We start from the raw sequence: 23,354 nt of genomic DNA, 5'->3' as shown, positions 1-23,354 counted from the left end.
AAAAAACCACCTGAAATTTTCCAGATGGTTTCCCTGTCGCTCATCTGCGGTCATTCCAAAAATTATGCGGTCTCATGCTGCCTTGCAGCGGGCGCAGCTCGTATTTCATTTGCTGCAGCTGCTGCAAAATGCGCGGCAGAGCTGCCAGCGTGGCTTGTCGGTCATGCAGCAGAATCACCGGCGCGGTTTGCCCGGCCGTCTGTGAAGCGACTTCCCGCACGATGTCATCCGGGTCGGGGTTGGTGCTGCGTGAATCGAAGCTGTCCACCGTCCAGTCCCACATGCGGTACCCGGCGTTGACCAGCGCATCGCGATAGCTCTGCGTCATCCACGGAATGCTGCCGTACGGGACGCGCACCATGTTCGTGCGCAGGCCGGTGACACGGGTCAGCGCAGCGTTGCACGCTTCCATCTCTCCCACGACCGTCTGCGGCGAAGCGTAGATCTTGTTAGCGTTGTGCGTCACCCCATGCAGCGCGAGGCCATGGAAGCTCTGGGCCATGCGCTTGACCTGCGCCGGGTAGCTTTCGATCTGCCCGGACAGCATGAAAAAAGTGGCTTTGGCCTGATAGCGGGCCAATGTATCTAAAATTTGCGCGGTGTATTGGTTCGGACCGTCATCAAATGTCAAATAGGCAATCTTATCGGGAAGTTTCGCTTTCTCCGCGAGAATGGTCTGTTTGTTGGCGGTGTAGAACTGCTCATCGGTCAGACGTGCCCGGCTGTCGATGGCGCGGGCCAGCGGGCCTTTGGCCAGATAGGTGATCTCATATCCGAAAGTCTCGCCGATCAAACGAAACGGCACCATCACCCGGCCTTGCTTCATGTAAACAGCGACCGATCTCGTCTCGCCGCCCGGCATGGTGATCTTGTGCTGCAGGATGTCGATCAGCACCGTTTGGCTGCCCGTTTCGATGCGCACCGTTTCACGGGCCGAGTTGTACTCGACGCGGGCGCCCATCGCTTCAGCAAAAAAGCGCACCGGCAGATAGGTGACGCCGCTGACCACTTCGGGCAGCGCGTCGGGAAAGCGCACCAGTTTGTCGTTGTAGGCGATGGCGACGTACTCCGCTTGGGTCTGCGCATGGGCACCCGTGTTGAAGGAGCAGGTCAGGATCAGAAGCAGCGTGAAAAACAGCAGAATCTTGCGCAACGTAGTTTCCCCCTTCGAACTCTCTTACTCCATCCTATGAACGGGGGTGATAGAGTAGACCGGCGTTTATTTCCCAGAAAATAAAAATACCTCCCACCGAAAAGTGAGAGGTATTTTTGCTGTTACGCCAACAGCTTGAAAGCGGCGCTGACGAACATTTTCACCCCGCGCTCCAACGCATCTTCGTCGATGTTGAAGTTCGGGTGGTGATGCGGGAAGTCGGTGCCTTTTTCGGCGTTGCCGGAGCCGGTGTAGAAGAAGCAGCCGGGCGCTTTTTGCTGGAAGGCGGAGAAGTCTTCACCGCCCATGCTCGGACGGACGCGGTCGATCGCTTCCTCGCCGAACACTTCGCGCACCGTCTCTTCGATCACGCGGGTGACGTTGTCATCGTTGATCACCGCGCGGTAGCCGTTTTCGTAGCGGAAGGTGTAGGTCGCGCCGTGCGCGTCACAGATGCCGCGGATGATGCGCTCCATCAGCTTCGGCGCTTCGGCGCGCAGGTTCGGGTCGAAGCTGCGCACGGTGCCTTGCATCTCGACGGTGCCGGGGATGACGTTGTGCGTCGTGCCGCCGTGGAACTGGGTGACGGAGACGACGAGGTTGTCGAGCGGGTCGGTGTAGCGGGAGACGATGTGCTGCAGGTTGGTGACCACCTGTGCCCCGATCGCGATCGAGTCGACCGTCTGCTGCGGCACGGCGGCATGACCGCCGACGCCGTGGATCGTGATCCAGAACGTGTCGGGTGCGGCCATCGTCGGGCCGTAGGAGATGCCGACTTTGCCGGTGTCCATCGACGACCAGAGGTGCTGGCCGATCACTAGATCCACGCCTTCCATCACGCCTGCGTTGACCATGTCTTCCGCCCCGCCCGGCGCAACTTCTTCGGCGTGCTGGAAGAGAAAGCGGATCTCGCCGCGGATCTCGTCTTGCAGCTCCGCCAGAATCTTCGCGGTGCCGAGCAGCATCGAGGTATGCCCGTCATGACCGCAGGCGTGCATGACGCCGGGGTTCTGCGATTTGTATCCGACTTCGTTCGCCTCTTCGATCGGCAGCGCGTCCATGTCGGCGCGGATGGCGAGGACTTTGCCCGGCTTGGCGCCGATCAGACGGGCCATGACACTGTTTGGCGTCGGACGGGACAGCTCGAGGTTGGGAAACGTCTGGAGCGTTTCGTAGACCCACTGGGCCGTTTTTTCTTCCTGAAAAGACAACTCCGGGTGTTGGTGCAGGTAGCGGCGCCAGGAGATGACTTGCTCTTTGACGCTGTCCACCAGTTGGTTGACCTTGACTGCTTGCACGGGCAGACCCTCCCATTTTTGTGTCGTTTCTGGTACATGTGTATGTGTCAAATTATAACGGCATCCGTTTCTTTGGAATAGAGACAATCTTCTTAAAACGGCTGTCGGGCAGGTACAAAAGCGACGTGGCGGAGACGTCGAGCGATCCAAAGCCGGAATGAACCGCTTGGCGCAGTCGTTCGGCCGCCTGCTCGCCGACGGGAAAGCTCGCCTGCGGGTCGGCGCTTTGGATGGCGCAGGCCATGTCTTTGTGCAGGATGCTCAGTTTGGAAAACACTTCGTCATGGCGGCCGTCGATCATCTTCTGACCCTTGTCTTTCAGGTTGCGGATGGCAAAGCCGGTCGCTTCCATCGTGTCGACGACCTGCTGCAGGTCGAGCCCGAACGTTTGCGCCATGCCTACCGCTTCGCCGAGCGCGACGAGCATCGTGCCGGTGAACAGGTTGTAGAGCAGCTTGAACCGGGTGCCGGAGCCGGTCGGCCCGAAGTGGAACTGCTGGCAGGAGATCGCCGCGAGCACGGGGCGGATCGCGGTGATCGCATCCGGGTCGCCGCCGAGGAACAGGTTGAGCGTCCCCGCTTCCGCCCCGGCGCGGTTGCCGGTGGTCGGGCTGTCGATCGGGATCAGCCCGCGCTCGTGCAGCGCGTCCCGCCACGCTTCGATGCACGGCACCGACAGCGTCGAACACTCCAGCCCGACCGCGCCTGCCGCCGCGCCGTGTATCGCCCCCTGCGGGCCGAACCAGACCGCCTGATGGGCCGCGTCATCGGTGATCACCGACAAGATGACCTCCGCCCCCTGCGCCGCTTCGCACGGCGTGGCACAGATCACGTCCTGCTCCGTCGCCAGCCCGTGCAGCGTTTGCAGCGTGCGATTGTAGAGCCGGAGCGGAAAGCCCGCCTGTTGCAGATTGTGGATCATGCCCTTGCCCATCATGCCCGCACCAAGCACCGTGACGGTCGGACGCTCCGCCTGCTCATCGTCAGCGCCTGCAGGCGCGCCTTGGTGATCGGCTCCATTTTCCAGGTACACGTGTGGCTCGGTGTTGATCTTGTGCTTGGTCATGCCATTTCACCCCTTTGCCGGCAGCAGGTCGTTGTAGAGGTCAGGAATTTTGTCTTCGCCCGTCACTTGTCTGCGCCATTGGCGGACATAGTCGCGGCGCAGCAGGATCACCGTTTTCAAAAGCTCGCGGAAAGCGTCGTTGTGCAGCGTCAAGTGCTCGCTCCACGTGTTGTCGGTCAGAATGTGCAGGTCGTCTTTCGCCGCGATGAGATGCGTTGTCTCCATGCGGCGCAGGATCGCCGAGAACAGCTGCAGGAATGCCTGCTGACCGTCGCGGTCTTCGCCGAGCGAGAACATCAGCGCCAGCAAGGCGAAGCGGTAGGACGGCAAAATGTGCTGCGAGAAAAGCGACCGCTCTTCCAGCCGCGCCAGCAGCTCCTCATTCGTGACTTCGGTGCGGTCAAATCCAAGGTGGACGAGCATCGACGCCCGCAGGATGCGGATGATGTCCAGCTCCGGGATCTCCACCGTGCCGAACTGCTCGCGCGCCGCGGTCAGCGTGGCGATCGTCTCCGGATCGAGGATGTGCGCCAGGCGCGGATCGTGCCGCTTGTGGTAGACGCTGTAGTAGCCGATCACCCCGTCCTCCGCGCTGCGGAACTGCGTGCGCAGGCATTCGAGGATCAGCTTGATGTAGTGATAGCGCGCCTCCGGGCGGAAATACGCCCCTTTGCTCAGCCCGCTCCACTGCGGGTGCAGGAACGTGTTCGAGATCTGATGCACCATCACGTTAAACATCTGCGTCGGGTCGAACGCATCCCGGTCGACCGGCTCGACCTGAAACGACGCATAGATCGGGAAGCTCTGCGCCAAGCGGATGTCGCGCGCGAAAAAGCCGCTGGCGTTGCTGAGATCGGAGACCAGCGCCACCGTCGAGTTGAACTGCGGATAGTGCTGTTTCAAATACGACTCCAGATGCTTCAGCCACAGATCTTGCTGATGCTCAAGCGGTGTATGCACGACAAAATCGATGTCGGAGAACAAGCGCAGCTCCCCGTCTTCCGTCCATCTGACCGACGGCTCCCGGCGGGCCAGCGAACCGCCGGTGTAGACGACGGCCGGGATGTTTTGTGCTTGGAACAGGCTGCGGATGATCGCAAAATAGTCGTGCAGCGTCCGGTTGAGTTCCGATTTGACGTCTTCGCTCAGGAAGACGGAGTTCTTACATACGTCATGCGGTGCGGTCATGAGAGTCCCTCCTGGGTCTTGGTTTGCCAATTCTTTGCAAGATATTTACGCAATTGACCTTGAACATTTATATCTACGTATAATTATAAACATAATTTAACCTGTGAAAATATTTATACCAGTGGTTTTACTTAAAGTCAACTATAAAATCTATTCTTTGTCCCTCCATTCGAAACTTATGCCGCCCTGTGGTAAGATAATGGAAAGTTCTTAGAACGGAGAGGAGCCGCAGCTCATGCTGGATGAATCCTTACGCAAGTTGGCGAACACCGATCTGGAGGCGTTGTCCGACTCCGAGCTGCTCAAGCTGCACGGACAGTTGCTGCAGTGGCAGGGCGACCTGCAGCACCTGCTGGAAGATGTGGCCGACCGGCGCGCCGCGAAGTGGTGGCAGCAACTGCCCCCGGAAGACGCCCGCACGATCCGCCTGCTGATCAAAGGCGGACGCTTGACGGCCGAACTGTTGAAAAGCCTCCCTGCCCTGTCTCACCTGATGCTGCTCGTCGAGATCGACAACCCCGACGTGGTGCGGCTGTGGGCGCGGATGTCGCCGGAACGGCGGGCGGAACGGATCGCCGACCTCGAGATGGCGATCTCCCACACCGAAGTGCGCCGCACGACCTCAGAGCGGGAAGATGCGGAAGAGAACCGCCTGCTCGCCTACGATGTGCTGGGTCTGACGGCGAGCGCCTCCTGGGCGGATGTGAAAAAGAAGTATCGGGAGTTGGCCGCGCAGCACCACCCCGACCAAGGCGGCGATGCGGCTGTGTTCAAAGCGGTGCAGCGCGCCTATCGAGTGCTGGATGCGCGCTATCTGTAGTGAGGGAGGAACTAGTGTGAAAGAGGAGCTGCGTTTCGAAACGCGGGCGGTGCATGCGGGGCGCAAGGCGGATGCGGCGACCGGCGCGGTCGCTCAGCCGATCTATCTGTCGACAACGTTTGAGCGGGAAGCGGACGGAAGCTTCCCGTCGGGGTACATCTATTCACGCAGCGCCAACCCCAATCGCGCGGCGCTGGAAGCATGTCTCTGTTCGTTAGAAGGAGGTGCCGCCGCCATCGCCTTTGCGTCCGGCTCGGCGGCGACAATGAGCGTGTTTCAGGCGCTCGCCCCCGGCGCCCATGTGATCGCGCCGGAAGACGTGTATTATGGTACGAAACTGCAGCTGCAAGACCTCTTCGCCCGCTGGGGGCTGGAAGCGAGCTTCCTCGACCTGAGCGATCTGGACGCGGTGCAGGCGGCGCTGCGCCCGAACACGCAACTGGTCTGGATCGAGACCCCGTCCAATCCGCTGATGAAGATCACCGACATCGCCGCCGTCTCCGCCATCGCGCATCAGGCCGGGGCGCGCGTGATCGTCGACAGCACCTGGGCCACGCCGCTGCTCCAGTCGCCTTTTTTGCTGGGGGCCGATCTGATCCTGCATTCCAGCACCAAGTATCTCGGCGGGCACAGCGATGTGCTGGGCGGCGTATTGGTCGCGAATGCCGAAGATGAGTTCACCGCCCGTATCCGAACTCTCCAAGGCGCGGGCGGCGCCGTGCCGTCGCCGTTCGACTGCTGGCTGGTGCTGCGCGGGATACAGACCCTGCCCTGGCGCATGCGCGCCCATTCTGATAACGCTGCGCGGGTCGCCGCTTATCTGCACGGGCATCCCCGCGTCGAGCGCGTCTTTTACCCCGGACTCGCCGACCACCCGGGCCATGAGGTCGCCGCCCGGCAGATGAAAGGGTTCGGCGGCATGCTGTCTGTGCAGATCGCAGGCGGTGCCGAAGCGGCGATGAACGTGGCGGCGAACGTGCAGATTTTCACCCGCGCCACCTCGCTTGGCGGTACAGAAAGCCTGCTCGAACACCGCGCATCTATCGAAGGCCCGCACAGCCAAACGCCCCGCAACCTGCTCCGCGTGTCGGTCGGGCTGGAGCACGCCGACGACCTGATCGCCGACCTCGAACAGGCTTTAGGCTAAACAAAAAGAACCTTGGCTACTGTCCAAGGTTCTTTTTTATGGCGCGATCTGGCATCAACTGCAACAGCCCGATCAAGATCCCGATCGCAAACGGACACAGGCTGAGCATCTGCACGGCCTGATGCGCATCGAACAGCGCCGCAAACGTCGTCGCCAAGGCCATGCCGGTGATCGTGCCGATCGAAGCCAGCGCCTGATCGACCGAAAACACATCGGCCGTATCCCCCGTGCTTGCCGTCTCCTGCTGCACGTACGTCACCGACGCGTTATCCTCCAGCCCGTTGCCAATCCCCAGCATAAAGACCAGCGGGAGCGCCGCCCACAGCGTCTGTGCAGAGCCGAAGCCCAGCACGCACATCGAAGCGGCCACCATCGCTACTGCGTACACCCGCAGCGGCGCAAAGCGCTTTTGCAGATTCGGTCCGAGCAGCGTCCCCAGCATCAAGCCACCGCCAAGCGCCGACATGATGTAGCCATAGGCGATCTCCGCATCCGCATACAGATCTTCCGCCAGCACCGGAAACAGCGCATTCAGCGCCCCGCCATACCCCAAGTTCGAGATCATCGTCCCCAGCAAGAGAAAGAAGAGCATCTTGCGGCTCCACAGCTTCTGTAAGATCGCTGCCTGCTGCCGCCACGTCCGCTTCTGCCGCTCTTCTCCTTCCATCTCAGCAGAAGGTGCCTTTCGCACCTTGATCCGCATCAGCATCAGCGCGGAGACCAGAAAGGTCAGCGCGCTGAACACGATCCCCGCCTGCATCCCGAAGAACGCAAACGTCACGCCGCCTAGCGCCGGCCCGATCAGCATCATCAGCTGATTCGCCGCGCCGATGTACGAGTTCGCCCGGGCCAGCACCTCCTGCGGCACCAAGGACGGGATCAAGGCGAACTTCCCCGGATTAAAAAACGCTGTCGCCGACGAGATCACGATCGTCAGCAGGTACATGTACAGCGGCGTGTCGATCCACAAAAACCCCAGCATCGCCACCGCCCGCACCAGATCGGACTCGATCATCACCCGCAGCAGCGAGCGCTGCCCGATCACCTTCCCGACCAGCGGGGCCAGCACGATCAACGGCAACAGCCGGCAGGAGATCAAGATCCCCACCGCCACCGGGTCGCCGGTCATCCGGTAGACCAGCAGCGGGATCAAAATGTAACTCGACCACGTCCCCAGCGCTGTGATCAACTGTCCGCCGAACAGCCAGGCAAAGCCCCTGTTTTGAAAAGGAATCCGCCAATCCGTCTGCATCTTTCCTCACCTCACAGATTTGATACGCATCTAATTCGAATATTGTCTAATTAGATAATATTCAAATCCATTCTTTCTGTCAATCTCCTCCAGACAAATCGTTCAGGGAATCTCCTCCCTCATTTCGGGGAATCTCCCGATACCGAATCGACCCGTCCGGCTCCTATACTGAAGACATCAAAGAAAACAACGACGGGAGGCTGCACACCATGTTCTGCCACCAATGTGAACAAACGGCAAAAGGCGGTTGCAAAGTTATCGGCGTCTGCGGCAAAAACGAAGCGATCGCATCCTTGCAAGACACCATGATTTTTGCGCTGAAAGGCATCGCAGCGTACGCCACTCATGCCCGCCAGCTTGGCTATTATGATGAAGAGGTCAACCGCATCACCCATGAAGCGCTCTACATGACCTTGACCAACTCCAACTTCAACCTGCAAGAGCACATCGACATGGCGATGAAAGTCGGCTCGGCGGCGATCCGCGTGATGGAAATGCTCGACGAAGCGCACACCAAGCACTTCGGCATTCCAGAGCCGGTCACCGTCTCGCAAAACAAGATCGAAGGCCACGCGATCGTCGTGACCGGCCACAACTTGTATGCGCTCGAAGAGCTGCTCAAGCAGACCGAAGGCACCGGCATCAACATCTACACCCATTCGGAAATGCTGCCCGCGCACGGTTATCCGGCGCTCAAACAATACACCCACCTGAAAGGCAACATCGGCAAAGCCTGGTACGACCAACGCCGACTGTTCGAAGAGTTCCCCGGCGCGATCCTTGCAACCACCAACTGCGTCATGCCGATCCGCGGCACCTATGCGGACCGCTTCTTCTCCTACGAAGTGGCCGGTCTCGAAAACGTTGCAAAGATCGAAAACGATGACTTCTCTCCTCTGATTGAAAAAGCGCTTTCGCTCGCGCCGGCGGACATCGCATCTGATCTCACGCTGACAACCGGTTTCCATCATGAAACTGTGATCGGTCTCGCCCCGGAGATCATCGAAGCGGTCAAAGCAGGCAAGATCCGCCGCTTCTTCGTCATCGCAGGCTGTGACGCACCGGGCCCGGGCGGCAATTATTATCGGGAACTGGCACAGAGCCTCCCGCAAGACACGGTCATCCTGACCACTTCCTGCGGCAAGTTCCGCTTTAACGACATCGACTTCGGCACCATCGACGGCACCATCCCGCGCTACATCGACCTCGGCCAATGCAACAACTCGGTCTCGACCGTGAAAATTGCGCTCGCCCTCTCCGATGCGTTCGGCGTGCCGGTCAATGAACTGCCGGTCTCGATCGTGCTCTCCTGGTTCGAGCAAAAAGCGGTCGCGATTCTCCTCGGCCTCTTCTCGCTCGGCATCCAAGACGTGCGCATCGGTCCGAAGCCGCCGGAGTTCATCTCCGAAGGCGTGATGAACGTGCTGGTCGACAACTTTGGTTTGAAGCTTGTGACCACTCCGGAGCAGGACCTGCTGGAAATGCTCCCGATGGTCCAGTAACATAGCACCACCGCAACACGAGCACCACCACTTTCCTTTTTCCATCTTGAAAACCCCCGCCAATTCGCTGTGGCGGGGGTCTTTTTATGGCTCTGCGTTTAGTGGAAACGATAGGGATAGTTTGGTTTGTCTTTGCCGAGATACTTCCAGGAGTTGATCGTATAAAACCTTACGTACTCATTACTTATTTCTGGTACTCGGTCATTGACGAGTGGTTGGTTGAGGTAAATGCCTGGTGCGATGAACAAGTAGGCCATCGTAAGCATTTTGGATCATTCGGTCCAGCTCTTCATCGGAAATCGGGTCCGGGTCGGCGTATTTGAGCGGGTCGTTCACTGTATACATGTAGTGGTTTTGCGATTGCGGGTCGTCGATGTACCCTGGCCAGGTGTCCTGCGTGGTGAAGCGGCCGTTCGCTGGGCTGTACCAGCGGGCGCTGTAGTCCATCAGGCTGGTTTTGAAAAAAAGTTATAACACCTCAAGTAGCAATTTGCTTCTTGAGGTGTTGGTGGTTAAAAAATTAACAATACATGAAATTTGTTGAAATTTTGGTATAAAGGTGACTTCGCCCACCTATGTTCTGGCATACACCATCAATAAATTGAGTAGTTTTTACTCACTAAATTTCTCTACTGTTACTCCCTTGCTAACAATCGAAAGCCATGGTACCTCTTGGTCTACTGTATAGATTTCAATGTGCAATAAATCTGGTCTGTTACATTTTTTTATGAAGTCACTATCCTTGACAAGTCTGTAATTTTGAATGGTATACCAACTCATGCTGTATGAGCGCTTTTCCTCCTCCTGAATACTTAACAAGTTATCTGTCAGCAAAAAATCAGCTTTCAGACAGTCTTTAAACCTAATCTTCAATAAATTACATTCACCACTATCGAAGTAATAATCGACAGTTAATACTAAATCTAGTAAATCGTTTTCCCAGCTTATTTGCTCAACTATGCTATCCGTAAAGTCTAAAGTATCGAATATCTCGCCAAAACCATTTGCAATAATCACTACATTACCCCCTCTACTTGCCAAAATAAAAGTGCGTTAAATCTCTTAATTCTTGTTTTGTCGCATTTGATGGGAATTTACCAAACTCATCAAGCCATCCCCCACCCTTATTTTGAACCTTAAAATATGGCTTTCCGTCTGCGGGATTTGGCATAATTCGTATTGCGTCTCCATTTTCAGGATTAGTAAATTTTATTGCTTCACCGCTTCTTGCACTTCTCGGAGGATCAACCACTTTTGTCCATCCATTTTTCTCTAAATTTCTAATCAGATCTTCTGCACTATGGTTTTTAGCTAATTCCTTATAGCTAGAACTATCCTTAATAAGATTTCCTGCCCCAGCTTTTGGTGTCCCCCCAACAGGCTGAGCAGCCGGCTTGAGCACCCTTGTCTTCGCATCCGGCTGAATCGGGGTTGGGTCGGGCGGTTGGTAGGTGCGGGGCGACAGATTCCCTGCGCCGGAAGCTTGCATTCCTTGGACGCCGATCATCAGTTGCATGCCGTTGTAGAACTGGCATTCTTGGGTGCTGAGTCCCGGGCCGGATTGGCAGTATTGCTGGCGCTCGTTCGCTTCCATCTGCAGGCCGATCGCTCTTTGGATCGTGCGGTCGTCGTAGTTGCCGAACGATTGGTTGAGATAAAGGCCAGTTGCCTCCATGTTGTCTTGCATCGAGAGATTACCGTTGTACTGTCCCGATGCTGTCAACAGGTAGAGCATCGTGAGCTTCTCGGTTCGGGACATGCTTTCGAGCGGTATGGAGCCTGAACTGCTCGCATAGTCATTGATTCGCTGTTGCCGGATCTGCTCCCGGATGATTCTTTCCAGCTCTTCATCGGGGATCGGGTCCGGGTCGACCGGATCGAAGATGCCTCCGCCTCCGGGGTTGCCCCCGCCTCCCGTTCCACCTCCACCTCCACTTCCACCTCCGGATGCGGGCGGTGGAGGGTCTTCAATGCTCATGTCGCAGTCTCCGATTTGGATGCTGCAGAAGATGTGGCCGGTCGGGTCGGCGTATTTGAGCGGGTTGTTCACGGTATAGATGTAGCGGTTTTGCGATTGCGGGTCGTCGAGGTACCCGGGCCAGGTGTCCTGCGTGGTGAAGCGTCCGTTCACCGGGCTGTACCAGCGGGCGCTGTAGTCCATCAGGCTGGCTTTGATGTCGTAGGTCTTGCCGGTGAGACCGACTTGGTTGTACGGGTTCCACAGCTGGGTGAACACCCCGCCAAATGCGTCGTAGCGGTATTTCAGCACTTCGCTGCCCGTGTGGTCGGTCAGGTCGGTGACATTGCCCGCCACATCGTAGTGGTAGAACAGCTGGTGTCCTCGGTCGCGCAGGTTGCCTAAGTACCCTTGCTCTTTGCGCCCTTGGAAGCCGAACATCTTGCGGGAGATCACCTGATCCTGCTCGCCTCGCGCATAGTAGGCGAAAAGCTCGTTGTCGCTGCCGTTGTACTCGTTGAGCAGGGCAAGCCCGTCGTAGAGGTAGCGGGTGGTCTCTTGCTTGAGGTGATAGTTTTTAATCACTCCACCATTGCCTTCGCTGCCTTGGTTCTTGTCGTGTCCGTAGGCGTTGCCTTTGCCGTTGCCCGGGTTGGGATTTTTCTCTTTGCCGGTTGCTGCTCCGTTGTTTCCGCCCATCGAAGCTCCGGGGCCGTTCAGGTCGTAGAACTGCTCTTGGCGGTAGACTTTGCGGCCAAAGGCGTCGTAGTCGTATTGGACATACGTCTGATCCGCATACGACACTTTGGTCAGTTGGTTGTCCGCGTTGTAGGCGTAGTTGACCGGACCGTGTTCGGTCGTTCTCGAGGTCAGATTGCCTTTGGCGTCATACGAGTACGTTTCCCCGTCCGCTTCGATCAGGCGGTTGGCCGCATCGTAGCGGTAGGTCACTTGACCGTAGTCGTCGGTCATCGTGGTGCGGTTGCCTGCCGCATCGTAGGTGTAGGTGACGCGCTCCACCGGATTCAGGAAGAAATCGGGATCTTCCGGCACGTAGTTCGGCGGATAGCCAAGCTCTTGCAGGGTCTCCGGTTCGTACGTGTTGTTGCTTCTGTTCTTGTATTTGCCATACGCATAGCCGTTTCCTTTGCCCGGGCCTTTGTCTTGCGGGCCTTTTCCATTGCCATTGCCATTGCCATTGCCATTGCCATTGCCATTGCCATTGCCATTGCCATTGCCATTGCCATTGCCATTGCCATTGCCATTGCCATTTCCATTGTTGCCATTGTTGCCATTGTTGCCATTGTTGCCATTGTTGCCATTACCATTTCCGTTGCCCGGCGTTTTGACCTCTCCGCCATTGCCGTTCCCGTTGCCGCCTTTGGCTGCGGACGGAACCAGTTTGTTGAGCGGCGGAGTGTAGTAGGTGTCGCGGATCGCTTCGATTTTTTCAATCGGGTAGACGGCTTCCACAAGGCGGGACAGCTCGTCGTAGGCAAACTTCGTGACAGCCCCGTCCGCTTCGGTTTGGTTCAGGAGGTTCCCCAGGCGATCGTAGGTGTAACTCAGGCTCTCCAAGACGCCATTCGCATTCGTGGTATGAATGTTGGTGACGAAGCCGTTTTTGTTATATTCATATGCGGTCGTGGTCAGATCGCCGCCGCGGATGTTTTGCACCTGTCCGAACGGGTTGTATTCGTAACTCGTGACAAAACCTTCCGGATCGGTGACGGTGCGGACCTGATCGCGCTCGTTAAAGGTGTAGGATGTCGTGCGGCCGTCGGAGTCGGTCATGGCAGTTTTGTTGCCGATCGCATCGTACGCGTAGGAAATCGATTTGCCAAGGCGCTTGTTGGTCACCGAGGTGATGCGCCCCAATTTGTCGTAAGCAAACGTTTCTTCAGAAGCCCGGTTCGACGCGCCAGTCAGGCGTCCGATCACATCGTAAGCAAAGCTGGCGGTGCCGCTCGGGCTGTTGATGCCGGTGAGCAGTTGGCGCTCATCGTAGACATACGTGGTGCTCTCGCCTGCCGCGTCGATGCGGGTGGTCAGGTTGCCCGCCCCGTCGTAGCGGAAGGATGTGGTGTTGCCCAGCCCGTCTTTCTCCGAGGTCACGCGGGACAAGCCGTCAAATGTCCAGGACATGGTGTGGCCGAGCGGGTCGGTCTGCTCGAGCACGTTGCCCATCGCATCATAGCGGTAGGATGTCACTTTTTCCAACGCATCGGTCACTTGGGTCAGACGTCCGGATGCGTCATAGCCATAGCGCGTTTTCGCACCGTTGGCGTCGGTGGTTTCGACAGCTTGGCCTGCTGCGTCGTATACGGTCGTCGTCGTATTCCCTTCACGGTCGGTGATGCTGACCAGACGGTTCAGCTCGTCATAGGCGTAGAGGACCGGATCGCCTGCTTGGTCGATCTCTTGGATCAGGTTGTCCACTTTGTCATAGACGTAGCGCGTTTTGGTGCCGCCGGTGTCGGTTTGCTCGATCAGGCGGTTCAAAACGTCATACGCAAACGAAGTCTGACGCTTCATCACGTCGGTGATCCCGGTCAGGTTGTCGTTTTCGTCATACGCATAAGCTGTCGTTTGCGCCATCGGGTCGGTGACGGTGGTCAGGCGGCCCGCTGCGTCGTAGGTGTAGCTCCACACATGATCGAGCGCGTTGGTGCGCGTGAGCAGGTTGCCCGTTTTGTCGTAGGTCATGGTGGTTGTATAGCCTTTGGGATCGGTCAGGGTGGTCAGCCGTCCCAACTTGTCATATTCGTAGCTGGCTGTGTGGCCGCGCGGGTTGGTCTTTTCCAGCAAACGGCCCAATTCGTCATATTTGTACAAGGTCACGCCATTTTCTGCGTCGCGGAAAGAGAGCAGCTCGCCCACTTTGTTGTACTCATAGCGGTTCGTCTTCCCGTTCGGCAGCTTTTCTTCCACATACAGCCCGAGCGGGTCGTAGTTGTAGGAAGTCACCGCACCGGACGGATCGGTAACGTCGGTGACGCGGCCCAACGGATCGTAGGCGTAGGCGGTCGCATGGTTGAGCGGGTCGATCTCCTCCGTCAACCGGCCCAGCGCGTCGTAACGGTACTGCGTCTTGCCAAGCGGTGTCTCCACCTGCGTCAGCCGCTGGTCAGCATCGTAGGTGTACTGTGTGGCATGCCCGTTTTCATCGGTGACTTCGATCAGGTTGCCTGCCGCATTATAGCGGTGCAGTTTCGAAATGCCTTCGTCGCGGATCACTTCCGCCGTGCGCGCTTCTAAATCGTAGCGGAACAAGGTGCTGTGCCCGCGCGGATCGAGCAGTTCGATCAGTCGGCCGGCCGGATCGTATTGAAACTGGTAGGTTCTGCCGAGCGTATCGGTCTTGCTCGCCGGCAGCCCGGTCGGATGATAGGTATAGGTGGTTGATTTCTCGCCCGGATCGATTTTTTCAACGACCCTGCCTTTTTTGTCATACTTGTACCCCGTGACTCCGCCTGCAGGGTCGGTTTGGGTGATCAGACGCCCCGCCTCGTCATATTGGTAGGTGGTGACGAGCGTTCCGTTCTTTGCTTCCAGCACGTTGCCCATCGGATCATACGCATACTCCGTGATGCGCTCCTCCGGGTCGGTGACGGTCAATACGCGCCCCAATACATCGTAGGTGTACGAAGTAACGCGCCCCTTTGGATCGGTGACCGAGGACAGGTGCTGCCATTCGTCATACGCGTACTTGGTGATGTCTCCGAGCGGGTCGGTTTTGGTCAGCACGTTACCGTACACGTCGTACGTATAGGTGACGCTGCGCTCCAGCGCGTCGGTAACCTTTTCCACGTGGCCGGCTGCGTTGTACGCATACTGGGTCTTGTGCTGCCCCGGTGTGGTGACGCCGATCACCCGCCCCATTGCGTCGCGTTCGTAGACGGTGGTGCCTGCTGCTGTCTTGACGCCGGTGACCAGCCCGTACGCATCATACTGATACTCAGCCGATGCGATGCCTTTGCCCGATTTCGATTTCAGGCGTCCTTGTGCCCAGTCGTACTGCACCTGCCGTCCGTCCGGGTAGGTGATGCTCGCGATATTTCCCATCGCCGTGTAGGTGTAGGAGGTGACAAGGTTGCCCGGTGCGGTCATCTGATTGACCTGGCCCAAGGCGTTGTAACGATATTTCGTGCCCTCCCCCGCCTCGTCGATCGTCTCCATCAGGCGCCCTTTGTCATAGACAAATCGCTTCTCGCTGCCAAGCGGCCCGCGGACCTTCGACGGGTTGCGGCTGCCTCCGCTGTACTCCACGAGAACACTGCGTCCGCCCGGGTAGTCGACGCGGGTCAGGCGCATCGAGTTGTCGTACGTGTACCGTGTCATCTCGCCTTTGGCGTTGACGACTTCGGACACTTTGGCAAACGGGTTGTTGTAGTCATACTGCATCCCGCGCCCCGAGGGGTCGACGGTCTTCATCGTCACTTGCCAGAACGGGTCGAGCTCATGGCGGGTGACACGGTTTTTCGGATCGGTGACCGAGGTCAACGTTCCCTTTTCATTGTAGGTGTAGCGCCACTCCGCGCCGCCCGGTTCGACGACACGGGTCGGCTTTTCAAAAACGGGGTGGTTCTCGATGCGCGTCACGCGGCCTAACGGGTCGGTGCGCAGCGTCACATCGCCTTGATAGGCAAAGGTGGTCGTCCCTTTGTTCGTTTTGATGGCAGCGACTTTTCCTTCCGCGTTGAATGTCATCTGCACACCTTTGGAGTCAACGGTCTGGCTGACTTTGCCTCCTTCGACTGTGTAGACGAGCGTGTTGCCATCCGCATCGGTGCGGGTGACTTTGTTGCTTTCATTGCGGTAGGAGTAGATCGTGCGGTCCAGACCGTCTTTGATCGCCGTCACTTTGCCTCCAGTGTACACGTACACGGTCTTGACGCCGTTTTCGGAGCGCGAGGTCATGCGGTGCTCGCTGTCATACGTCATTTGCAGCGTCGAGCCGTCCGGGCGGGTGATTCCGGTCAGATTGCCCGCTCCGTCGTAAGAGTAACGAGAGGTCAGCCCTCCGTTGTCGCTGACCGAAGTGACGAGCGGGCTGTTCCCGGTATAGCCAAAGGTCAGCTTGGGCGGCGTGTTGCCCTTGAAACTTTTCAGCCGTCCCTGCTCGTCATAATCGATCCACATCGTCAAACCGGTGCGGTCCGCATAGCGCATCAGTTTGCCCGCTTTCGGAGACTGCCCGTCGCGCCACGGGGCTTTGTACCCGTGGAACGCGTAGGCGTACCCATTCTCCGGGTCCCAGATCAGGTAGTCGGTCGGACCGCGGCGGCGCAGCTCTTTTTGGCTGTCCGCATCGGCCGGGGCATAACTGCCGAGGTGCAGCGGATAGTAGATTTTCGGATCGTCGTCGTAGCTTTCAACGAACTCGATATCCGGATTGGATTTGGTAAACTTGTAGTTCTCCCGCGTCCCGTTCCCGTGCACGTCGGCGATGGCAAATTCATCGTACATCTGCAAATAGCGGTCTTGCGGAATCGACCACCCATGTCCGAAAATCGACCGGGTCCCGGCCAGTTTCGTCGAGTACGAGCGCTCAAGCGTCAGCGGCGGCCCGAATGTCGAATAGGCAAAATCGACTTCTTTCAAAATCAGCGCCCCGGTCGTCACATCAACCGGGTCTTCCGGCGCAGTCGGCTGCATGTCTTCCGCTTCCGTGACCGGCGAGACGGCCAGATTGTCCATCGCCTGCCCCGGTCCTTGCAACCCGCGCTGCAACTGCGTAGCCGGGTCGAAATTCTGCCCGTTCCCAGGCAGCCATTCCAGCAGCGGATCCCACTCCGCGGCAGAAGCTGCCTGAACTTGCCCGGAACTGTCCGGTACAAGCGGCGAGACGAGCACTGCGGCACTCAGGACAAGCGATGTCAGCTTGCGTGCCCACTTCTTTTTACCCATGCGTCTCCTGTCTCCTTTTCAAACTATTTTCCCGGATCGAGAAGTTAAATTTAGGATAACAGTACTATTCTTTCGATAGGTAAATCGAAGCACCTTTTGACAACAGTAAAATTTGATTATTTTCTAAATCATTTCCATTTTCCGAAAAACCTTTAGATGTTGTATCTATCATTTCGATATATGAACAAAGCCACCCCTCCGAAACGGAGCGGGTGGCTGCAACAAACTTCAGTTCTTCATCATTTGCCGATCTTTTTCATCGCGAGGTCGAGCAGCACCGCAACGCCGGCGCGCTGTGCCTGGTCTTTCGGCAGGAACGCTTTGTCGCCGAACGCATCGACGAGCAGGCCCTGCTTGATCGCGAGGTGCACGTCTTTTTCCGCCCAGGAACTGGGGGGATTTTGCAGCCAGAGGTCTTTTTGCGTGGCCGGGACGCCGTGTTTGGCGAGGATGCGGGCAAGGATGGCGATCACCTGCTCCTCCGTCACCGCGTCATTGCCGCCAAACTCAGTTGCCGAATAACCGGCCATGTACCCGGCGCTGACGACCGCACCGGCAAAGCTGTCATACCACGCGCCTTTGGCATCGCGGAACGCATGCTGGCCTGCAGGCAAGGCGAACGCTTGGGTCAGCACCGCGGCCAGCTCGGCGCGGGTCATCGTCTTGCTCGGGTTGAAGAAGCGCGACGTGCCGACGACTTCGCCGCCCATCACGCCTTTTTGTTTCAGGTTGGCGATCGCCTGATACGCATAGTGGTCCTGGAAGACGTCTACATAGCCGGACATGTTGACCGATGACGCGTCGCGTTTGCGCACGACCACCGCATTCGGCACTTCGCGGCCCGGCGTGGTCAGATAACTGCCGTTGGCGTAGAGGCCGGCCGTCGCGCCGCTGTCCATGCCGACCGCATGCGTCATGTTCAGCGCTTTGGCGACATCGGCCAGCTCGTAGACCGACACGTTGGGCACCGTGGCGAAGACGAGGCGGTTGTCAGAACGCCAGCCGATAAAGGTGCGGGTCGAGCGGGAGTCGCGCGACGTCTGTTTGGGATCGGTAAACTTTTCGGCAGCCGGATCGACCACCACCGCCCCGCCCGAAACGAGCAGCGGGCCGCCGCCCATCATGTTGCCGACCGCATCGACGTTCATCGGTTTGCCCGCCGAGCTGCGGTAGCTGATCTTGTACGACGCCTGCTCCCCCACGCTGAACGCATTGGCCGACGACAGCACATTGGCGCCAAAATGCACCAGATAGCCGTTCGCCGGGATCGCAGTGTCGCCGCTGACGATCTTGCTGACCACGCCGTTTTGCACGACCACCGTCTTGCCGCTGGCCGGCAGCGTGCGTTTTTTCGCGTCGGGCGTCAGGATCGAGATCGCGCTGGCGTTGTCATAGTAGTGGTTGATGCCCCACGCCGTCCAGTTGTTCGGCCAGCTCCACGAGCCGCCCGTGCTGCCTTCGATCGTCGGGTACATCCGGCCGAAAAACGGCTTGTTTAGCGCATTGATGCCAAACACCGCGCCAAAACTGCCGTTGTGCACAAACTTCCCGTTCGTGCGCACCACCGTAAGCGGCTGTCCGTCCGAATAGGCGTTAAAGTAACCGCCGTTGATCGCCGCCAATGCGCCGTTGCGAGTGGCCAGCGCGGACAAAGGCTCGGTCTCGCCGACTTTGTTTTCTGCCGAGACCGCTTTGACTTCAAGGTTCGGATCGTTCAGGTTGATATACACCAGCTGCACCGTCCGGCCCAGCACCGTCTGCGTGCTCGGCGCAACGCCGGGATCGGCAGCGCCGGCCGCAGTCGGCACGCCGGTGAGCATCAGCGCGGCTAACAGTGCCGCACCCACTTTCTGTTTCATCGTGCACCTCCAAAATCTTACCCCTTGCCCGTACTGATTCGCCGTTCTAAGTTCAAGCCCTGCTACCCGTTCAATTCGGCGCGCAGCCCGTTGCGGCGGCGGCTGAGGTCGATGAATTCGCGGTCGAGCTCCTGCTTTTTCGCCTCCTCGACCACGGTGGTCAGGTCCCATGTCAGCTGGGCAAGGCGGTTTTCGATCTGCAGAATCTCGTCTTTCAGCTGCTGATTGTTGATCTTCTTGGCGCTCTTGCCGTCCTGCTTCTGCTGCCTGCTCTGCTGTTTCTGATCCTGCTGCTGACGCTCCCAATACTCGCGGAAGCCGTACGGGTGCACGGTCAGCTTGCCGTCGCGCAGCTCCCAGACTTTGTTGGTCAGCTGTTCGAGGAAATAGCGGTCATGCGAGGCGCAGATCACCGCGCCGGGGTAGCCGGAGAGCGCTTCCTCCACTTTTTCCCGCGTCACGATGTCCAAGTGGTTGGACGGCTCGTCGAGCACCAGCGTGTTCGTGCGCGCGAGGATCAGCTTGACGAACACGTAGCGCACGCGTTCGCCGTAGCTGAGCGTGGACAGCTTGCGGAACACTTCATCGTCGCGGAACAGGAAGCTGCCGAGGAACACTCGCGCGGTGGTGCGGTCCATGCCGTCCAGCTGGAGCAGGTCGTCGAGCAGGCTGCGCTCGAGGTTCAGCGTGGCGAAGACTTGGTCGAAATAGCCCAAGTTCGCCGTCGGCGTCACGCGCAGCTGTCCTTGCTGCGGCTCCAGCTCGCCGGTGAACATTTTTAGCAGCGTCGTTTTGCCGGCGCCGTTCGGGCCGATCAAGGCGATCCGGTCGTGTTTTTCCACTTCGAAATTCACATCGCACAGCAGCTTACGGTCACCGTAGCCAAACGAGATCTCTTCGCCGCGCACCAGCACGGGGCGCTCCGACTGGGCGATCTCAAGAAACCGTACGTTGGCGACGAGGCGCTGTTCCGGCTTCTCCTCCGGTTCGAGGTCGTCGAGGCGGCGCTGCATCGCCTTGACGGTGCTGTGCGTTTTCAAGACGCGCGCTTTGTCGATCGCTTTCAGGTGGCGGGCGAACGAGTCGGTCGCTTTGCGCCCTTTGTCGCCTTTGGCGGCCCACTGCATCTTGCGGGTGATCGCGTCTTCGAGCCGGCCCTTTTCTTTCAAATAATCGCTGTACTCCTGCTCGATGCGCTCCCGCTCGCTCTCCACCCACGCCGCGTACGACGTGTAGCTGCCGGGATAGGCGGTCAGCTTGCCTTTTTTCAGCTCCCAGGTGGTGTTCGTCACTTCGTCGAGGAAGCGGCGGTCGTGCGAGATGACGACCAGCGCGATCTTGAGCTTCTTCAGCGTTTTCTCCAGCCAGCGCACCGCATCGAGGTCGAGGTGGTTGGTCGGCTCGTCGAGCAGCAAGAGCTCCGGGCTTAGACTGAGCGCGGCGAGCAGCGCGATCTTGGTCTGCTCCCCGCCGCTCAAGCTAGCGACGGGCCGCTCCCAGACGTGGTCGCCGATGCCGAGTTCCTTGGCGATCTCCGGCTTCGGCAGCACGTCTTGGCGCACGAACCAATCGCTTACCTTCAGACTCCCTTCCCCTTCCAGCGACTGCGGGATGTAGCCGATGCGGCAGGAGCTGAGCAGCGTGCCTCCTTCCGGCTCATCGATCCCGGCGAGCAGGCGCATCAGCGTCGATTTTCCTTCCCCGTTCGGCCCGATCAGGCCGATGCGGTCCTTGCTTCTGATCTCCAGATCGATGTGTTGAATCAATTCCTTTGTACCGATCGACCGGTACAACTCATGTGCTTGTAAAAGTACCATCATTGCTGTAGGTCACTCCCTGTTTGGCAGATTTGACAACAGAGCCCTACATACAAAAAAACCGTGGGTGCAGATGCGCCCACGGCAAAACAGACAGATTCCCCGTTGCAAGGCGAATCGGTTCGTCGGCACATGGTTCACACTGCGAGTCTCCGAAAGTAGACAGACTACTCCCTTACTCGCCGCCTGCCGTTTTCGCAGGCCGCGTTTGCATTCTACACCCTATGTTTCCTTCATGCGGGGCTATTAGAATACAAACAAAGTGTCCATGTCCGTAAAACCAATCCACCTTTCCCTTACAGTTACTTCGAGGATACCAGATCGGCTCGCTTGTTCGCAAGCCCGTTTTTGATGGAAGAAGCCAGAATCAGGACAACACCGGCAGCTCCGATCCAGCCCAGCGTCCACATCGGATCGGCCAGATTGTCGCCGTTGCCGAAATAGAGGATGTCGCGCAGACCGTCCACGCTGAAGCGCAGCGGGAGCCAGGAATAGAGCCAGTCTTGCGAGATCACAGGCAGCATCTCTTTGGGCAGGCTGAGCACCGGAGCGCCAAAGAAGAACATGAGGACCAAGATCGGCATGCCGCCAAGTCCGATCCACGACAGCAGCGTCGTCTGCAGCAGGAAGAAACAATAGCCTGCAAACATCAAGAACAGAGCGACCTGCCAGAAATCGGACAGCTCCAGCCCCAAGATCCCGGTCGCAAGGCCGAGCACCGTCAGCACGCCGACGACGATCACGAAGATCCCGGCGAGCATCTGGCCGAGCAGCACGGCGAAGCGGCTTTTGCCTTCCGCGTTTTTCGAAGCGGCGAGGAACATCAGCACCGCGCCGATCATCGAGCAGAACCAGACGAGCTGGGTCAGCACGGCCGGTGCGTTGCCGTTGGCGCTGTGGCTGCCGACCGGGTGCAGCGGCGTGCTGGTCAGTTTGACCGGAGCGGCGAGCACAGCGGCCAGTTCGGTCGACAGCATGTTGCCGCGCTGTTTCACGGCGGCCAGCGTCTGTTCGCGCAGCTGGGCGTTGACGCCGGTGAACATTTTTTCGATCACGCCGTTCGCCAGATTGGCGGCGGTGAGGCTTTTGCCCTGGTTGATGTACACCTTGACTTCAGCCTGCTTGGGCGCAGGCGTTTGCAGCGTCGCCAACTGCCCGCTGAGCGCTTGGGGCAGCACGACCGCCGCGTAATACTCCTCGCGGTCCAGCGCATCGAGCGCCGCCTGTTCACTGTCCAGCAGCGTCCACTTCAGCGGCGTTTCCACCCCTTGGATCTTTTCTGCCATCATCTGCCCGAACTGGCCTTCATCCTCGACGACGAGCGCGACCGGCAAGTCGGTTGGCGTCGGGCTGACCGTCGAGCCCATGTTGGCAAACACCATGATCGTGCCGACCAGCAGCACGACCGCTAATCCGATATAGAAAAATTTCTGCGTAAAGACATGCGCGAAGCTTTTCATCTTCTCCCCCCTGCAACACTTATTTAACACGATGTTGATTAGTCGACCCTCTGTTGAGTATGCTAAAAGCAAAGCGGAGGAGACGCAACCAACAACATCGAGCGCCGTGTCGCGTAGTCAACATCAGGCACGAATCTGTCGAAAATCCCGCCAAACTTCAGCAAGGAGCACGTCCATGTCGAGTGAAAAAAAGATCGATCCGCGCATCAAACGCTCCCGCCTGCTGCTGCGCGATGCCCTCGTGTCGCTGATCGAGGAGAAAGACTATGACAAAGTCACCGTGCAGGAGATCGCCGAGCGCGCCGGGCTGAACCGGGCTACGTTTTACCTGCATTTCAAAGACAAGCAGGACCTGCTCGACCAGAGCACCGATGAGATTTTGACCGAATTGATGGGAGACGTGAAGATCACACCCGAGGTGATTTTGACCACCACCCCGCCCCCGCACATCGTGCATTTTTTTGAACAGATCGCCGTGCATGCCCGCTTCTTCCAAGTGATGCTGGTCAAAAAAGGCGACTTGAACTTCTCCAATCGCCTCTTGGAGGAGTTTCACACCAAGTTCCGGCACGGTATGCAGTCGCTCGTCGCTTCGGACGATCAGCTGATGGTGCCAAAAGACCTCGCCGTTCAGTACATCACGTCCGCGCTGATCGGCGTGCTGACATGGTGGCTGAAACACGACATGCCCTATACGCCGCGCTACCTCGTCACCAACCTCTTTCATCTCGCCCGCCACGGCCCGATGCGCAGCCTTGGCATCCTGCCGATCGAAAAAGACACTCCCCGTTTGGTCGTAGCCCCGTCAAGTAGACAGTAATAAAGGACATGTATTATGCAGCGAGCGCTTTCCGGTACTCAACGGGGGAGCGCTCGCTTAATTTAGTTTGGAAACGTGAGTTGTTATAGTAGTTGATGTAGGCGG

General features: G+C 58.2%; 16 protein-coding genes. 4 read left to right on the top strand and 12 right to left on the bottom strand.

Annotation, left to right across the window (positions count from 1 at the left end; translation table 11 throughout):
* Positions 1 to 40: 40 nt before the first annotated feature.
* The 4 genes from EV586_RS17740 to EV586_RS17725 form a co-directional block, all read right to left on the bottom strand.
* Complete coding sequence (locus tag EV586_RS17740) at positions 41 to 1,153, bottom strand: polysaccharide deacetylase family protein (RefSeq protein WP_132946427.1); 1,113 nt, start codon at positions 1,151 to 1,153, stop codon at positions 41 to 43.
* Between the two features lie 122 nt (positions 1,154 to 1,275).
* Positions 1,276 to 2,451, bottom strand: a complete 1,176-nt coding sequence (locus EV586_RS17735) for a M20 family metallopeptidase (protein ID WP_132946426.1) — start codon at positions 2,449 to 2,451, stop codon at positions 1,276 to 1,278.
* 52 nt (positions 2,452 to 2,503) lie between these two features.
* On the bottom strand, positions 2,504 to 3,517 hold the full coding sequence (locus EV586_RS17730) for an NAD(P)-dependent oxidoreductase (RefSeq protein ID WP_132946425.1): 1,014 nt from the start codon (positions 3,515 to 3,517) through the stop codon (positions 2,504 to 2,506).
* 6 nt (positions 3,518 to 3,523) lie between these two features.
* A complete protein-coding gene (locus EV586_RS17725; protein ID WP_132946424.1) occupies positions 3,524 to 4,705 on the bottom strand; it encodes a hypothetical protein in 1,182 nt (393 codons plus the stop codon).
* Between the two features lie 235 nt (positions 4,706 to 4,940).
* Here EV586_RS17725 and EV586_RS17720 point away from each other — a divergent pair, with 235 nt between their 5' ends.
* Positions 4,941 to 5,525, top strand: a complete 585-nt coding sequence (locus EV586_RS17720; protein WP_132946423.1) for a DnaJ domain-containing protein — start codon at positions 4,941 to 4,943, stop codon at positions 5,523 to 5,525.
* A 16-nt stretch (positions 5,526 to 5,541) separates the two neighbouring features.
* The gene (locus EV586_RS17715) at positions 5,542 to 6,672 is read left to right on the top strand and encodes a trans-sulfuration enzyme family protein (protein ID WP_207893936.1); all 1,131 of its coding nucleotides are present in this window, start codon (positions 5,542 to 5,544) and stop codon (positions 6,670 to 6,672) included.
* A gap of 16 nt (positions 6,673 to 6,688) precedes the next feature.
* Here EV586_RS17715 and EV586_RS17710 read toward each other — a convergent pair whose 3' ends face one another.
* Complete coding sequence (locus tag EV586_RS17710) at positions 6,689 to 7,924, bottom strand: MFS transporter (RefSeq protein ID WP_132946422.1); 1,236 nt, start codon at positions 7,922 to 7,924, stop codon at positions 6,689 to 6,691.
* Between the two features lie 209 nt (positions 7,925 to 8,133).
* Between EV586_RS17710 and hcp the strand changes: the two genes are divergently transcribed.
* Positions 8,134 to 9,426, top strand: coding sequence for a hydroxylamine reductase (hcp, locus tag EV586_RS17705; RefSeq protein ID WP_132946421.1), 1,293 nt, complete (start codon positions 8,134 to 8,136; stop codon positions 9,424 to 9,426).
* Between the two features lie 201 nt (positions 9,427 to 9,627).
* Here the strand turns inward: hcp and EV586_RS21895 are convergent, their stop codons facing one another.
* From EV586_RS21895 to EV586_RS17675, 6 genes are all read right to left on the bottom strand, one after another.
* Positions 9,628 to 9,873, bottom strand: a complete 246-nt coding sequence (locus EV586_RS21895; protein ID WP_132946420.1) for an RHS repeat-associated core domain-containing protein — start codon at positions 9,871 to 9,873, stop codon at positions 9,628 to 9,630.
* A gap of 165 nt (positions 9,874 to 10,038) precedes the next feature.
* On the bottom strand, positions 10,039 to 10,443 hold the full coding sequence (locus EV586_RS17695; RefSeq protein WP_132946419.1) for a hypothetical protein: 405 nt from the start codon (positions 10,441 to 10,443) through the stop codon (positions 10,039 to 10,041).
* Positions 10,444 to 10,456: 13 nt separating this feature from the next.
* Complete coding sequence (locus tag EV586_RS17690; protein WP_132946418.1) at positions 10,457 to 17,293, bottom strand: RHS repeat-associated core domain-containing protein; 6,837 nt, start codon at positions 17,291 to 17,293, stop codon at positions 10,457 to 10,459.
* Positions 17,294 to 17,532: 239 nt separating this feature from the next.
* Positions 17,533 to 19,152, bottom strand: coding sequence for a phosphodiester glycosidase family protein (locus EV586_RS17685; RefSeq protein WP_165898686.1), 1,620 nt, complete (start codon positions 19,150 to 19,152; stop codon positions 17,533 to 17,535).
* Positions 19,153 to 19,214: 62 nt separating this feature from the next.
* Positions 19,215 to 20,972 (bottom strand): ribosomal protection-like ABC-F family protein, encoded by a 1,758-nt coding sequence (abc-f, locus tag EV586_RS17680; protein ID WP_132946416.1) that lies wholly within the window; start codon positions 20,970 to 20,972, stop codon positions 19,215 to 19,217.
* 299 nt (positions 20,973 to 21,271) lie between these two features.
* The gene (locus tag EV586_RS17675) at positions 21,272 to 22,429 is read right to left on the bottom strand and encodes a YhgE/Pip domain-containing protein (RefSeq protein ID WP_132946415.1); all 1,158 of its coding nucleotides are present in this window, start codon (positions 22,427 to 22,429) and stop codon (positions 21,272 to 21,274) included.
* A gap of 175 nt (positions 22,430 to 22,604) precedes the next feature.
* Here EV586_RS17675 and EV586_RS17670 point away from each other — a divergent pair, with 175 nt between their 5' ends.
* Positions 22,605 to 23,249, top strand: coding sequence for a TetR/AcrR family transcriptional regulator (locus tag EV586_RS17670; RefSeq protein WP_165898685.1), 645 nt, complete (start codon positions 22,605 to 22,607; stop codon positions 23,247 to 23,249).
* A 13-nt stretch (positions 23,250 to 23,262) separates the two neighbouring features.
* Here the strand turns inward: EV586_RS17670 and EV586_RS21890 are convergent, their stop codons facing one another.
* The gene (locus EV586_RS21890; protein WP_481937770.1) at positions 23,263 to 23,346 is read right to left on the bottom strand and encodes a hypothetical protein; all 84 of its coding nucleotides are present in this window, start codon (positions 23,344 to 23,346) and stop codon (positions 23,263 to 23,265) included.
* Positions 23,347 to 23,354: the final 8 nt, after the last annotated feature.

This window comes from Tumebacillus sp. BK434 (assembly GCF_004340785.1).
Classification (GTDB): Bacteria; Bacillota; Bacilli; order Tumebacillales; family Tumebacillaceae; genus Tumebacillus_A.
Note: the sequence above shows the minus strand (reverse complement) of the source record. Positions and strands in the feature narration are given on the sequence as shown.